This window comes from Parabacteroides hominis, from assembly GCF_014287585.1.
In the GTDB taxonomy this organism is placed as follows: Bacteria; Bacteroidota; Bacteroidia; order Bacteroidales; family Tannerellaceae; genus Parabacteroides; species Parabacteroides hominis.
This window is the reverse complement of the sequence record NZ_JACOOJ010000043.1, coordinates 26516-39427: the sequence shown is the minus strand read 5'-3', so window position 1 is coordinate 39427 and position 12912 is coordinate 26516. Positions and strand designations below refer to the sequence as shown.

The following is a 12912-nucleotide window of genomic DNA, read 5'->3' as shown; positions in this document are numbered from 1 at the left end:
CCGAAGGATTTTCGATATTTACGACTCCGGCTTCCTGCATTTCGCAAATCTTGACGGCATGAGTCTTTAACAAACTCATGGCATATAACAGGTCCGGATGAACGAATTGCTGGGATGATATGATTACTTCGTTCTTGTAGTTTGCTTCTACAAATCGCTCTGTGTAGTCTGCTGTTACCTGGTTGTTCTTGAGCTTAACTTTCTGGATTTCATACACAGGCTGTTCTTTTACTAATTTTTCTTCCATACTTTTTAAAATTTAGGATTGTTATAACTTTGGGGCGCAAGGCCATTTCTGCTTTTGCTTTACTGATTACAGTGCGACACCATTCCAGTTGATGGGTCGCGGTCCGGTTCAAACGATCACACCAATCGACAAGATATTGTTCATCTTTGCACAGACTGTCAATGATAGCATTTACTGCCTTGGAGGTAGCCCCGGCACGTGAGGCTGTTTCCCGTAACGTATCGAAGACTTCCGATTTCTTTTTCCCGTTCAGATGGTATTTGGCATCTGCTAACAGCTTCCCGGTCCGGGCGATATAGACGGCAAGGTCGTTTCCACGTAGGACAGCTTCTTGGACTTCTTCACTCATGGTAATATTCAGGAAGGAATCGATGGCTTCCAGTTCGGTGAGAATATTTTCTGTTGGTGTGATGTTTAAATTCATTTCGTTTCTATTAAAATATAAGTGGACAACCTCTTGCTAAAAAGGGTACATGCTTTTCTGGAAAAGGGTGCATGCTATTTCAAAAAAGGATGCACCCTTTTTCTAACCGAACAACATCCACCAGCGAAAGGCAAGTTCCTCGTATTTCTCTTTTCCTCTCCGGTAGGTCTGCTCGTCTCGTCTGATGAATGCTTTAAACACTTTCTGGTTCTTCTTGGAGATACCATAGATGAAATCCTGACGACTTCCGGCAATGTCCATATACCAGGCACGGGAACGGTCCCAATCGAAGAAGTCAATCGCTTCGTTGAACTGCTTTTGCGTTTGGGCGAAGGTCGTTTTCAGGTCCCCGCCGAATCCGAATGTCGGAAGCCACCAGTCCCATTTGCACCGGGTGTCGAGAGTGTATTCAAAGTTGCCATATTGGAAACGTTGCGCCTTATTGACCATGAACCGTTGTGTTTCGGCTTTTTCCAAGACTAACGCAAGCATCGGGTCATGCCGGGCTTCCATCCGGAGCGACTTAATCATAGCTATAGCCAGCTCCCAATCTTCGCCGGAATACAATACATCGTCCACCATCCGTTTGTCATACCGGACCCGTTCCTGCTCCGTCAACATTGCATCTACCAGACTGCCAAATTTGAAAGCCTTTTCCTTATCCCCATATTGAGTACGGGGATAAAGGAGGTTCTTTAGTTCTGTCAGGTCAGAGTTGCTAACCTCCGACCGTTGGTAATACATATCTTGCATCTTCTTCCTTGAGTTTTAAGTATTCAATTACTGCAAAGTCAAATTCGAAATTGTAGGTGTTATCCATTAGCCACTGGAACCATTTGCGGCCCTCTTCCGTATCAAGAATCTTTTTTAGAATACTCGGTTCGCGTCTGTATTTCCCGAAGTTTATCCATGAGGACAGATATAGTTTCTTTTTCATATCATTTGGCGGTTACATCATCGACATATTTCACGAATGCGGACTGGATTTGTTCTTCATCCTTATTCGCAATCTTTTCACAGAAAGTGATCATCTTCTTGTGAATCTTTTCGAGATCCTCCATACTCATATTGATTCCTTCGCGCATGAACCACATCTGATATACCTGCATGAATCCCTGTGGATTGGTTACCTGAATCTTTTTCTTGACTTTGGATTTCGTTGGAGTAGGAGACATGTTGGCAGCGGAGAAGTCGAATGCCGCCTGTACTTCGGCTGCCGCTTTCTCTGCTTCTGCTTTGGCTTTAGCCTCTTCTTCCCGGCGTTTGCGTTCCTCTTCCTGCTTTTTTCTTGCTTCAGCTTCCCGTTGTTTGCTTTCTTCTTCCAAGCGGGCTGCCTCGGCTGCATTGGTACGGCGTAATTCCTCTTGTTCTTCCAATTGCTTGCGAAGGCTGGGGAGCTTGTCGATCAAATCTTGTTTTGTGCCCTCTATTTCAAAGCGGTAACGTTCTGTAAAATCTTTCTTCTTTTGTATAGCGATTTCACCTTTTATTGCCTTACGGGTCTCGGCATCCATATAGAAAGTCTGTTTATTATCAGAGACGTTTTCAACAAAAGCGCTCCAAGAGAAATTGGTACTTGTTTCGGATATCTGTCGGCACACATTGTTATAGGTAGCAAGGGTGGCACGATTGAACATATTATTCAGTGCGTTAATATGCTTTTCCACGTATGCGGCATACGCCATATCCAACATGACAGTGATATCTGATCGATATTGTGCCTTTTCGTTTTCCAACATCTGCTTACGGCGGGCTTCCTCTTCCCTACGTTTTTGTTCGGCCAGCTTCTTTGCCGCGTATCGGTTGCGGGCTTGCTGGAGCTTATAGGGAATAGTGGTTGCCGATTTGATATCGATAGCTGATTCCAAGGAAGTGAATGATTTGCTGACCGTAGCCAGAAGTTGAGTCAATGGCTTGCGACGCTTGTTCATGTTTTCTACTGTTATTTTCGTCTTCGCCAGATACTCTGAGACCTTCGCATCCAGTTCATCCGAGCTGATACCTTTTTCCGCTTCAATGGTGTCCAGAAGTGCTTGTCCGGCTTGGTTGCAAGCCGATACGGAAGCCTGGTTGCGTTGCAAGGTGGCAGGAGCCGATTGCATGATCTGATTGAATTCTTCCACTTTGATAAGAGAATTGTTAGCTTGTGTATCCATTGTGATAAATTTTTAAGTGATTGATCGAGTTTATTAAAATCCGGCATCTTCATCTTCCTGTGATATTTGGGCTGTTATACCTGATGCGGGTACCGGTTCCGCTTGCGGTTGCTCTCCGAATCCCTGTAAAGGATTTTCCGATTTGGGCTGGAGGGCTTGTGGTTGCTGTCCGGCTTGATTGGGCTGGATAGCGGTTGTTTCCTCCAACCCGTAGTCGATATCTTGTGGCTCTTCCTGGGTTTCGAATACCGTAAACTTTCCGGTCCGGACTTTGGGATATCCGTCGAATGCATGTTTAATCAGCTTGCTTTCCAAGAAGCCCGGATCAATGCCGCCTTCGTTTGAGGTATAGAGGGCGTTCGCCTTGCCTTCTTTCTGCCGGGTTTGCGGATTCCATCTTTGATTGTTTTTGAAGCTGTATGTCTCCAAGCGTTTAATATCGCCTTCCATCATCCAATGCCAGTCTACAGTTCCGTCAGCACGGACGATACGGATAAAGCCACCGATTACCTTATTGGATTTGCGAGGACATGCAGCCTGATAGGTAACAGTCTTTACGCCATCGACCAAACCTGGGGAGAAAGTATCACCTTCATAGCAGACAACCGGATTGTCCACATACCGAACCTGTCCGGCACGCTGACGCATCACCAATTCACCATAGCCGGTGATGGAAAGATAAGCACGCAGTTCGTAGATGTCGTTGCCATTGTTGTCCTTATAGCCGGTCTTCGTGCTGCGAGGGAGAATATAGCAGTGGGGCCGTCCTGTAGGATCAAGAGACAGACCGTTTACGGCAATATCCAGAAAACAGCCATACAAGGACAACGGGGAACATCTTTGCAACTCCGGTTTATCCTGTAAGATTTTCCGAAAGTTGAAATTTTCCTTTTTATAAATCTGTGTTCCCTGATCGGTTCCCCAGATCGCATTGTACATGAGTATGAACTTCTGTTCAACCCGGCTATCGTCCGCTATCATGAGTGGGTTCAGCTGATTCAGTTCAGCTACTTTGATTTGAATTTGATTTGACATGATTCTATTGTTAAAAAATTAATTACCAATGTCTCTTTATCGTGTAAACCATTGCCACGCAACCAGATGCCGTAACTATATGCTGGAAATAGCCCAAGCAAATAGCGATAGTACCAAGTATGGCAAGCGTTCCAAACAGGATGTAGAATCCCCACCTCGTCATTTGGACGAGTTTCCAGTAATTTGTTTTCATACATCAATGATTAATTGGCAAAAGCCGTTTACTTGTCTTTGAAATAGCGAGTTGGATTTATATTGTAAACATCCTCCGATAACCCTTTACCTGGAGTGCCTTGCCGTGTTAATAATTCATTTAGTAATCGTATGGATCCAGAGCGCATTTATACAAGTCTTCCAACCTGTATTCGATTTTGCCCGGTCGTTTGTAACGCTGTAATCTTCCTTCTTTCACCCACCGTTCCACATTCTGCCTACCAAAACGTACACGAGCTTCTTTTTGCCCGATGAATTCCCGGATTCCTGCTTGTATCTTTGAGATTTGCAGGGCGAGGTACTCAATCTCGATCTTCCGTAAAGAAGGTATGCTTTGATAGGTGTTTTCGGTTGGCATAGTCATTCGCTTTTAAAAAGATTCTTTTCGTTCGCATATCGTATGAACTCCGCCGTGGAGTGTATCGAGAGTTTCCGGAAGACGTTCTTCCGATGGTTCTTTACGGTGTGCGACGATATGAAAAGCGCTTCCGCAATCTCTTCGTCTTTTTTGCCATAGTAGCAAAGCTCCATCACCCTAAGTTGACTGTCTGAAAGTGTGCTGTTGAACTTCGGTTCACAGATTTTCTTGAAGCCATCACATTCCCCACGCAGAGGACAACCGACAAATTCAAACTTGAAGTTCCAGTTCTCATCGATATCGATCATGTTGTCATACAATCCGAAATTACATTTGATAAACCTCCTGACCGCTAAGAAATCGCGATAGCATTTATTCCCGTCGTAACGGGCGTAGTACTTGCGAAGTGCCACATAAGCTTCCGGATAGAACTCTTCCAGCACTTCCAGGAAATCTTGGATGAAGTCAATATCTGATTCCTTTAGCTGGCGCTCCGGCATACCCTGCTCACGGATTGTAATTTCGCCCTCTGGAGTGGTATAGAATTCTATTGCGCGCATACCTTTTCCTTCTTAGGGAATAACTCGCTGGCAGGGATGCCAAGTTCTCTTTCTATCACTTCTTGGGCTAATGCATCCGGTTGGTAAACTCCCGCTACCCAACATCTGACGGCTGATTCAGATCGTTTGGTAGCGGTAGCTATCTTTTGGATGAAAGCCTTCTTGGGCGGTGTGTTATCCATAGAGAAGTATATCTCCCTGAACGAACGAGCGCCTGTCTCATGACCTTGTAGGTTTAATTTTTCCATTTTTGCCTCCTTACATTATTATATATGTTCTAATTTCTTCACCTTTGACAGTGTATTAATGAATACAGGTGCAAATAAACAGATAAATTATGATATATCAAAGAAAATGTGATAAAATATTTGATAAATAACAGATGATTTGTGATGCAAATATCTCTGTTTACAAAATTTGAGTATGTAACTTAGTATATATGAAGAATTTAGATATACATATAGGTGAGATCATTACAGATGTGATGAAAACACAAAATGTAACAAAGGCAGAACTTGCTAGAAGACTGGATGTTAAGCCTCAGAGTGTGGACTATCTTTTAGGTCGATCAAGTATTGATACAAACACTTTGTATAATGTTTCAGAAGCTTTGGGTTATGACTTTGCCAAATTGTATTTGCTAAAACAGGATCAGACAGATTGTGATAAGGCAAATTTTGATATTGTTCCTAAAAAGGCAAAGGTACTAGTTGAAGTTGAGCTTAACACCGAGGATGTGATTAAGTTGAATTTGAAAGAGCGTATTGTACAAATACTAAACAAATAGCACTATGGATAATATAGAAGACAAAGACAAAACGATCGCTATACTTCGTCATCAGTATGCACGTGAGAAAAAAGAGAACCAAGTTCTGAAAGATGATATAGCATTACTTGAGTATGAAATTGAGCAATTGAAAAATAAATTAGCAAAGAAAGAGTAATAAGGTTAACTTTTGGTGATAGGGTGATAGAGATTAAGAACAAATTATAAATTTTATGCCAGAAGATGTTGTGATTTCAGATAATTATGTAATGACAGTTGATCAATCTAAAAGTAAATTGACAATTGTTAATGGGGAAGTTTGTGGCGCTATGTCTGGACAAATAGGAACTGGAAGTAATGCGCAACAAGCTATTGTATATAAGGTGATTAAATATGTATTTATTGTAGGCGCAATTCTTTCAGTATTGGTTGTTATTAATTATTGGCTTTTTAGAGATAATGAGAAGGTTCCGGACTTTATTGGTGATTTGGTAAAAGTATGGGATTTATTTATACCACTCGTAACACTTTCATTAGGATATTTGTTTGGTCGATCAAAAATTTTTAAAAAATAAGATTATGAAAATGAGTATGGAAAATGCTGTTAAAGCATTAGATGCAATAAATGAGAAAACAAAAGGTTTACAGTGCCCTATGTGTCAGTCAAGAATGTTTGACTTAGCTCCAGTTGAGTTGCAAATAATAGGATATGACCGAGAAAAAAATGATTTGAACATATCTTTTGGTGATAGAGTTGATTTTGTATCAGTAATTTCTGCAACGTGTAAAAATTGTGGATATACGGCATTGTTTAATTTGAAAAAGTTGGGTATAATAGAATCTGAATTTAATAACTCTAATAATAAATAATTCACGGCTTTATTTGTGTGCCTATACTGGTTGAATTGGTATAGCGATAGTTGTGATTTATGTAGTATTATTGACCTATACTTTTACAAGGAAATAATTGAACTATAAATTGTAGATTATGAAAGATAACAAAGAAATTAATAAAGGCGATAAAGTCTATATTGAAAGCATGTATGGATCACCATATCATGGAGTAGTAGAAAGAATGGATAGTTATGGCGACGTTGTAGTGAAACGTGATAATAAAGAATACTCCAATTTGTATAATCGTAAAAGATTGACGAAAGATGAAGAATAGTTGGATGTCATTGTTGGCGTTAGTGTTTTCTACCATAGCATTAATAATTACATTTCTTCGGATAGATGTGACAATCACACATGAGTCTTTTATTGCTATTATAGCATCTTTTGTTGGTGCAGCATGTACTATAATTGTGGGATCACAGATTTATAATTCTATTGAGACTAAAAGAGTTATAAATTTGCTTGAGTCGAAAAATAACTCCTTAGGAAAATCGATAAATGATTCTAATATTAAGCTATACTCTATAGAAAAAGATGTTCGTGATTTGCATAAAAAAATGGAGGAGTCAAATCTTAAAATTGAAGATCTTTATTCTATTTGTTACTATATAGAAGCATACACAAAAGAGAAGGAGTATTTATTAGCAGGATTTGAACATTATGTAAAGGCTATAGATAAAGCTCTCATTGCAAATAGTATAAATTATGCAAAATATTATTCGATGACACTATCTTGGAGTATTCGTGATGGAATTATGTATATAATCGAGAGTAAATATGAAAAGATAGGATTGAATAGTAGTTCGGAATTTATTATAGATAAAATAATGCAATCGGTACAATTGCGGGATAATTACTCGCTTATAAAAAAAGAATTTGATGAAGTGGTTCAGCTCTGGAGTGAATTTAAAGATAAACTGTATAAAAATACTAAACGAGTTGGTCTTAATGATTTAAGAGATAATCATTAAACTTTGAAATGTTGAATTCATAGAGTAACTTTGAGTTATAGGATAAAGACTATTTCTACAAGTATAACAACGACATTAGGGTTGTTTAAATAAAAGTAATATGGAACTAAAAGATTTTATACGGGATACTCTCCGGAAACACTTAAAGGATGCTGTTAGCCGGTGCAAAGTCTTGGAGCAAGAAAATGCTCTCTTGACATATCAACTTGAAAAGAGGGAAGAGGAATGTCCGGAATCACATTAAGGATAGACAAGGGCGAGTCTCCCGTTTTTACCGAGATAATGAGTTTGCTTCAAGCCTTTCCCGAACTAAAGGAATGCAAAAAGCACTATTCAATAAAGCTAACGGAGGAGGATATTTTCCGATTCCAGAAAGAGTTGGAGCGGATCATGCAGCTCTTGCCACAGTTAAGTGATAAGGAGTGGTTCGATATTCCGGCTTACGGAACAGACGAATGGGCAAACTGGATGATAGATTTACACAGAAAAAATATGTAACTTTGGAGGATGGTTTACAAATAGTTTACAGTTATATATGTAACGAGCTAAAAATTAACAGATTAAATTATATGTCAGACAGTATTGTTATTATTCCCACGTATAACGAGAAGGAGAATATAGAAAATATTATTCGGGTTGTATTTGGGTTGGAGAAAGAATTTCATATTTTGATTATAGATGATGGATCGCCCGATAGCACGGCTGATATTGTAAAACGGCTGCAAAAAGAGTTCCCTGAACGTCTTTTCATGGTGGAACGTAAAGGCAAGTTAGGATTAGGCACGGCTTATATCTGCGGATTCAAGTGGGCTATAGAGCATAAGTATGATTTTATATTTGAAATGGATGCGGACTTCAGTCATAATCCGAATGATCTTCCAAAATTATATGCTGCCTGTACGGAACAGGGTGGTGATGTTGCAGTCGGCTCCCGTTACTGCAACGGAGTGAATGTCGTGAACTGGCCGTTAGGACGTGTGTTGATGTCTTATTATGCTTCCGTATATGTCCGTTTTGTTACCGGAATGAAAGTGCAAGATACGACAGCCGGTTTCAAATGCTACCGTCGCGAGGTACTTGAAACGATCGATTTGGATCGTATCCATTTCAAAGGGTATGCGTTCCAGATAGAAATGAAGTTTACGGCATATAAGTGTGGTTATAAAATTGTGGAAGTCCCCATTATCTTTATCAACCGTGTATTAGGCACTTCCAAGATGAACTCCTCTATCTTCGGGGAAGCACTGTTTGGCGTATTGAAATTGAAATGGTGGAGTCTGTTCCGTAAATACCCCCAAAAAGGGAGCCGGAAAGCGATTGCCGGATAATACCATTATATATAAAGGCAATAAAAAAGCTGCACCTTTCAAAGATGCAGCTTTTTTATTGCCTTTATTATGCTGTTGTTTGTTATTCTTGATTCAACGCTTTCAAGGAGAAATGGAAGGTAGTGCCTTTCCCTTCTTCGGAATCGAACCACAACTTGCCACCGAGCTGTTCGACAAAGTCTTTGCACAGCATTAATCCCAAGCCGGACCCCTTTTCGTTATTCGTCCCATAAGAAGTAAAATGAGTGTTTTGCTTCAGCAGCTTACCCTGGTCTTCCTTCTTGATCCCTTTACCTGAGTCTTTCACACTGACAACGACAAAATCCCCGTCTGTTTTGGTCGATACCGTAATCACACCTTTTTCGTAGCTGAACTTGACCGCATTGGAAACCAGGTTACGGACGATTGTCTTTACCATATCGATGTCTATCGATCCCATCAGTTCTTTATCCAGACCTTCAAGCGTGATGGATATACCTTTCTGGGTAGCCATCGGAATAAATATCTCGGCAGTGCTGTTGACAATGCTGTTGATGTCGACTTGCTGCCTGTAAATATTCTGTTTGTTCAGACGGTTCTTCGCCCATTTCAGGAGGTTATCGAGAAGCTGGAATATTTCTTCCGATGTCTTGTTCATCATCTGAAGCATTTCGTATACCTCGTCGCTAACCTGATTCTTATCGACCATCATCAGGATGGCGTTATTCATCATCTTCAAAGAACCAAGCGGAGAGCGCAAATCGTGTGCAATAACGGAATAGAGCGTATCGCGGGATTCGATCGTGTTTTCAAGTTCCTGCTTAATGCGTTTAATACTGAATAGTTCGTAACGATGGGCGACGCGTTTCACCAATTCTTCCCGTTGAAAAGGTTTTGTTACATATTCTGTTGCGCCCAACTGGTAACCTTTCACGATACTTTGCATATCACTCAAGGCTGACATGATAATGACGGGGATGTTGTTGGTTTCCGGATTACTTTTCAGATGCTGCAGCACTTCGTATCCGTCCATCTCCGGCATCATAATATCGAGCAGAATAAGATTAGGATGCCTTTCCTGGGCGATGCGTAGCGCTTTAGCCCCGCTATCTGTCGTCAATAGCGTATAACCTTCTTTTTTCAATATCGCTTGCACAAGCATAACATTAGTAGGCACATCGTCTACCACTAATACAGTATATTGTGATGCTAAGTTTTCCATTTGATTCTGTACTTTTCTTGATATTCAAATACTATCAATGATACAAATGTATTTAATTCTGTTGACATAATCGTCTTTTTCCCCGAAAATAAATTCTATTTCGGAAAAATATTTCTTTTGTACATTAAGCGTGCACAGCTAAAACGCTTGATATAGGACGAGATGGAGCTTTTTATTGAAATTATTCTTTAAGTTTGCACCATGAAATCGAATTTAGTTCTTTTAGCGCTCATATTTGCCAGCTGTCAGCCGGAAATGCCTGTAACATCTTCTATTCTGGTGGAGGGGGATGGTTTGACAATCCCAGTAAACAAGGAGCTGTATGGTTTGACCATTGAGGAAATCAACCATGCGGTGGATGGTGGTATTTATGCGGAACTGATACAAAACCGGAGCTTTGAAGATGGAGTGCCTCCGTTGAACTGCCCGTACGACCCTGTCCGCCGGGTCCTGACTACCCCGAATGGATGGAGTATTCCCTTCTTGCGTTCTGATTCGATGCCGGGATGGCGTCGTTTTTCTCCGACATCTTATATGTATCCCGACACTAAGGAGTTGATTAATGACAAGAACCGGCGTTCCCTGCTGGTCTCGGTGTCCGCTTCAGCCGAGTCGGGAAAAGGAGGTGTCGTCGCCGAAGGGTATGGAGGAATACCACTTCGAAAAGGCGAGAAATATGATTTGTCTTTCTATATGAAAGGAGCCTCTATGGTTCCGAAGACCGTAAGCCTGACTTTGGCTGATTCTACCGGAGAGACGGCCTTCAGCAAAGTTTTTCGCGTGGCTCCGGCCTATGAATGGAGAAAGTACAAGCATACTTTTACCGCAACCTCGAATACGAACAAAGCCGTGTTGACGATAACGACTGACAGTTCGGCTGTTTTCTGGCTGGATGTCGTTTCCCTGCTTCCGCAAAAGACATGGAAAGGCCGTCCGAACGGATTGCGTCCGGAACTGATGGAACTGATTGCTGCATTGAAGCCTGCGTTCATTCGCTTCCCCGGCGGAAGCTTTGTAGAGGGATATACGGCCGGAACCTATCCGGTCTGGCGTGAAACCGTAGGGGACATTGCCGAACGCAAACATTTCTGGAATGTATGGGCATACGGTACGACGAACGGTATCGGCTATCATGAATATCTCCAAATGTGTGAAGACTTGGATGCCGAACCTATCTATGTCATTAATAGCGGTGTGACCAACCAAAGCCGCCGTCCGCGTTATGAAGATATAACGGCGATGGGCAAATTGGTACAGGACGCTTTGGACGCTATCGCCTATGCCAATGAACCGGCCGATTCCATTATGGGAGCCTTGCGGGCCGGTCACGGACATCCGGAACCTTTCGGATTGAAGTATGTGGAGATCGGCAGTGAAAATTACGGACTGGAATATACCAAGCGTTTCGAGCTGTTTAAGAAAGCGATCCAGGAGGCTTATCCGGACGTTACGGTGATAAGCAGTTCCGACGTAAGAGGGAAGAACAGGAATGAATGGTCGGATACTCATTTTTATTCGAGCGAATCATTTTTGATCTCCAATCACAACCGTTTTGTTGCCGGACGACATACGCGCCGGATGCCTCCTGCCTTTATCGGGGAATTCGGCTTGTCCGGCGGGGCTGCTCCCGGAAGTTTGCAGGCGGCTATCGGGGAGGCTTGTTTCCTTGCAGGAGCAGAGAACGGACAGGACATCGTGAAGCGTTTGGCTTATGCTCCGGTTCTGGGAAATACGAAATACAAGATAGAACGTTATCCGGCCATTTCTTTTGACGGTGAACAGATCGCCCTTTCTCCTTCTTACCATCTGTTGCAAATGTTTAGTAGCAACAGGGGAGACGAAGTGCTGAAGACCGAAGTCCGCACTTATCAGAAACCCCAGGTTACCTTCGGACGCGCCGGCATCGAAATGTTCGATAACAGCTATGAGTTTAAGGATGTGAAAATAGATAATTCGCCGGTTACGGAAGGGGCTGTTATGACCGGAGGTTGGACAGTCGGTCAAGGCACGTTGACACCGGTTGCAAACAAGTGGAACTACATTCTTTTAGGCGATTCGTCTGCTTATGACTATACCTTCTCGGCGGATATCAGGCGGACGAAGGGAAGTGGACAAATCCAGTTCCGTGTGCGTGACAACGGGTTTCCCGGAGAGCGGAATGACTATATCGGGTTGACAATCGGTACTGGCATTATCGAGTTCTATCGCCAGGCGGGAGGAGTGAGGGATACATTGCGTACGCCTGTCCTTTATCCGTTCCAGAGCAATCGCTGGTATAACGTGAAGATCACTTGTAAAGGCGAACAAATCGGTTGTTTTGTGAATGACACACTGGTTCATGAGGCGATACTTCCCGGCATACCTTCATTGGTTTCTACTGCGGCGCTGGATAAGGAGACTCATACGATTATACTGAAGGTGATCAACACGACTCAGCACGAAGAGAAGACGGAGTTGGACCTGCAAGGTGTCAGTGTCAAAAATACGGCGGAAATTATTCAGCTTACAGGAGATCCCGAAGCGCGTAATACTTACGACAAACCCGATGTGGTCATACCGGAGACAAAAGAAATATCCTTCTCGCTGAGTGATCCCAGAGTATACAATTTCCCTCCGAACTCGATTACGATAATGAAATTGAAGATCGACTGACAGGGCGACAGGCATCGGATTCAAAACCGATGCCTGTCGCGTGTCCAACCGATGCCGGTCCATTGACTGCCGGATGCTTGTCGGATGAAATAAAAAAGGCTGCCTCT

17 protein-coding genes and 1 pseudogene are annotated in these 12912 nt (G+C 42.2%); 9 read left to right on the top strand and 9 right to left on the bottom strand.

Annotated features, from left to right (window positions below; all coding sequences use genetic code 11):
- From H8S65_RS18020 to H8S65_RS17985, 8 genes and pseudogenes are all read right to left on the bottom strand, one after another.
- A pseudogene (locus H8S65_RS18020) lies at positions 1-247 on the bottom strand (hypothetical protein); the annotation flags it as partial.
- On the bottom strand, positions 210-671 hold the full coding sequence (locus H8S65_RS18015) for a hypothetical protein (protein ID WP_255489314.1): 462 nt from the start codon (positions 669-671) through the stop codon (positions 210-212). The pseudogene H8S65_RS18020 and the gene H8S65_RS18015, both read right to left, overlap by 38 nt.
- Before the next feature lie 102 nt (positions 672-773).
- Complete coding sequence (locus tag H8S65_RS18010; RefSeq protein WP_186931251.1) at positions 774-1424, bottom strand: PD-(D/E)XK nuclease-like domain-containing protein; 651 nt, start codon at positions 1422-1424, stop codon at positions 774-776.
- Positions 1425-1609: 185 nt separating this feature from the next.
- The gene (locus H8S65_RS18005; RefSeq protein WP_186931250.1) at positions 1610-2827 is read right to left on the bottom strand and encodes a hypothetical protein; all 1218 of its coding nucleotides are present in this window, start codon (positions 2825-2827) and stop codon (positions 1610-1612) included.
- A gap of 33 nt (positions 2828-2860) precedes the next feature.
- Complete coding sequence (locus H8S65_RS18000) at positions 2861-3862, bottom strand: recombinase RecT (RefSeq protein WP_186931249.1); 1002 nt, start codon at positions 3860-3862, stop codon at positions 2861-2863.
- Positions 3863-3884: 22 nt separating this feature from the next.
- Positions 3885-4055, bottom strand: a complete 171-nt coding sequence (locus H8S65_RS17995) for a hypothetical protein (protein ID WP_186931248.1) — start codon at positions 4053-4055, stop codon at positions 3885-3887.
- A 120-nt stretch (positions 4056-4175) separates the two neighbouring features.
- Entirely contained in the window at positions 4176-4433 is a 258-nt protein-coding gene (locus H8S65_RS17990) for a hypothetical protein (RefSeq protein ID WP_186931247.1), read from the bottom strand.
- Positions 4434-4435: 2 nt separating this feature from the next.
- Positions 4436-4993: a helix-turn-helix domain-containing protein gene (locus H8S65_RS17985; protein WP_186931246.1), complete on the bottom strand. Its 558-nt coding sequence runs from the start codon at positions 4991-4993 to the stop codon at positions 4436-4438.
- A gap of 439 nt (positions 4994-5432) precedes the next feature.
- Between H8S65_RS17985 and H8S65_RS17980 the strand changes: the two genes are divergently transcribed.
- The 8 genes from H8S65_RS17980 to H8S65_RS17945 all read left to right on the top strand — a co-directional run bounded on the left by H8S65_RS17980 (position 5433) and on the right by H8S65_RS17945 (position 8952).
- Positions 5433-5780, top strand: coding sequence for a helix-turn-helix transcriptional regulator (locus H8S65_RS17980; protein WP_186931245.1), 348 nt, complete (start codon positions 5433-5435; stop codon positions 5778-5780).
- Positions 5781-5784: 4 nt separating this feature from the next.
- On the top strand, positions 5785-5937 hold the full coding sequence (locus H8S65_RS17975; protein WP_186931252.1) for a hypothetical protein: 153 nt from the start codon (positions 5785-5787) through the stop codon (positions 5935-5937).
- Between the two features lie 55 nt (positions 5938-5992).
- On the top strand, positions 5993-6334 hold the full coding sequence (locus H8S65_RS17970) for a hypothetical protein (protein ID WP_186931244.1): 342 nt from the start codon (positions 5993-5995) through the stop codon (positions 6332-6334).
- A 4-nt stretch (positions 6335-6338) separates the two neighbouring features.
- A complete protein-coding gene (locus H8S65_RS17965) occupies positions 6339-6629 on the top strand; it encodes a hypothetical protein (protein WP_186931243.1) in 291 nt (96 codons plus the stop codon).
- A gap of 118 nt (positions 6630-6747) precedes the next feature.
- Positions 6748-6927 (top strand): hypothetical protein, encoded by a 180-nt coding sequence (locus tag H8S65_RS17960; RefSeq protein WP_186931242.1) that lies wholly within the window; start codon positions 6748-6750, stop codon positions 6925-6927.
- The gene (locus tag H8S65_RS17955; protein ID WP_186931241.1) at positions 6917-7624 is read left to right on the top strand and encodes a hypothetical protein; all 708 of its coding nucleotides are present in this window, start codon (positions 6917-6919) and stop codon (positions 7622-7624) included. Before H8S65_RS17960 ends, H8S65_RS17955 begins: the two co-directional genes overlap by 11 nt.
- Before the next feature lie 225 nt (positions 7625-7849).
- On the top strand, positions 7850-8122 hold the full coding sequence (locus H8S65_RS17950; RefSeq protein WP_186931240.1) for a hypothetical protein: 273 nt from the start codon (positions 7850-7852) through the stop codon (positions 8120-8122).
- Positions 8123-8193: 71 nt separating this feature from the next.
- Positions 8194-8952, top strand: a complete 759-nt coding sequence (locus H8S65_RS17945; RefSeq protein ID WP_186931239.1) for a polyprenol monophosphomannose synthase — start codon at positions 8194-8196, stop codon at positions 8950-8952.
- 82 nt (positions 8953-9034) lie between these two features.
- Here the strand turns inward: H8S65_RS17945 and H8S65_RS17940 are convergent, their stop codons facing one another.
- Positions 9035-10153 (bottom strand): hybrid sensor histidine kinase/response regulator, encoded by a 1119-nt coding sequence (locus H8S65_RS17940; RefSeq protein WP_186931238.1) that lies wholly within the window; start codon positions 10151-10153, stop codon positions 9035-9037.
- 201 nt (positions 10154-10354) lie between these two features.
- Between H8S65_RS17940 and H8S65_RS17935 the strand changes: the two genes are divergently transcribed.
- On the top strand, positions 10355-12805 hold the full coding sequence (locus H8S65_RS17935; RefSeq protein WP_186931237.1) for an alpha-L-arabinofuranosidase family protein: 2451 nt from the start codon (positions 10355-10357) through the stop codon (positions 12803-12805).
- The last annotated feature ends 107 nt before the right edge of the window (positions 12806-12912 follow it).

Bases quoted from the DNA above. Each gene is read 5' to 3' on its own strand.
- H8S65_RS17950 (WP_186931240.1), top strand. From the start codon at position 7,850: ATGTCCGGAATCACATTAAGGATAGACAAGGGCGAGTCTCCCGTTTTT.
- H8S65_RS17940 (WP_186931238.1), bottom strand. From the start codon at position 10,153: ATGGAAAACTTAGCATCACAATATACTGTATTAGTGGTAGACGATGTG.
- H8S65_RS18015 (WP_255489314.1), bottom strand. From the start codon at position 671: ATGAATTTAAACATCACACCAACAGAAAATATTCTCACCGAACTGGAA.
- H8S65_RS17965 (WP_186931243.1), top strand. From the start codon at position 6,339: ATGAAAATGAGTATGGAAAATGCTGTTAAAGCATTAGATGCAATAAAT.
- H8S65_RS17975 (WP_186931252.1), top strand. From the start codon at position 5,785: ATGGATAATATAGAAGACAAAGACAAAACGATCGCTATACTTCGTCAT.
- H8S65_RS17985 (WP_186931246.1), bottom strand. From the start codon at position 4,993: ATGCGCGCAATAGAATTCTATACCACTCCAGAGGGCGAAATTACAATC.
- H8S65_RS17945 (WP_186931239.1), top strand. From the start codon at position 8,194: ATGTCAGACAGTATTGTTATTATTCCCACGTATAACGAGAAGGAGAAT.
- H8S65_RS17990 (WP_186931247.1), bottom strand. From the start codon at position 4,433: ATGCCAACCGAAAACACCTATCAAAGCATACCTTCTTTACGGAAGATC.
- H8S65_RS17955 (WP_186931241.1), top strand. From the start codon at position 6,917: ATGAAGAATAGTTGGATGTCATTGTTGGCGTTAGTGTTTTCTACCATA.
- H8S65_RS18005 (WP_186931250.1), bottom strand. From the start codon at position 2,827: ATGGATACACAAGCTAACAATTCTCTTATCAAAGTGGAAGAATTCAAT.
- H8S65_RS17935 (WP_186931237.1), top strand. From the start codon at position 10,355: ATGAAATCGAATTTAGTTCTTTTAGCGCTCATATTTGCCAGCTGTCAG.
- H8S65_RS17980 (WP_186931245.1), top strand. From the start codon at position 5,433: ATGAAGAATTTAGATATACATATAGGTGAGATCATTACAGATGTGATG.
- H8S65_RS18010 (WP_186931251.1), bottom strand. From the start codon at position 1,424: ATGCAAGATATGTATTACCAACGGTCGGAGGTTAGCAACTCTGACCTG.
- H8S65_RS18000 (WP_186931249.1), bottom strand. From the start codon at position 3,862: ATGTCAAATCAAATTCAAATCAAAGTAGCTGAACTGAATCAGCTGAAC.
- H8S65_RS17960 (WP_186931242.1), top strand. From the start codon at position 6,748: ATGAAAGATAACAAAGAAATTAATAAAGGCGATAAAGTCTATATTGAA.
- H8S65_RS17970 (WP_186931244.1), top strand. From the start codon at position 5,993: ATGCCAGAAGATGTTGTGATTTCAGATAATTATGTAATGACAGTTGAT.
- H8S65_RS17995 (WP_186931248.1), bottom strand. From the start codon at position 4,055: ATGAAAACAAATTACTGGAAACTCGTCCAAATGACGAGGTGGGGATTC.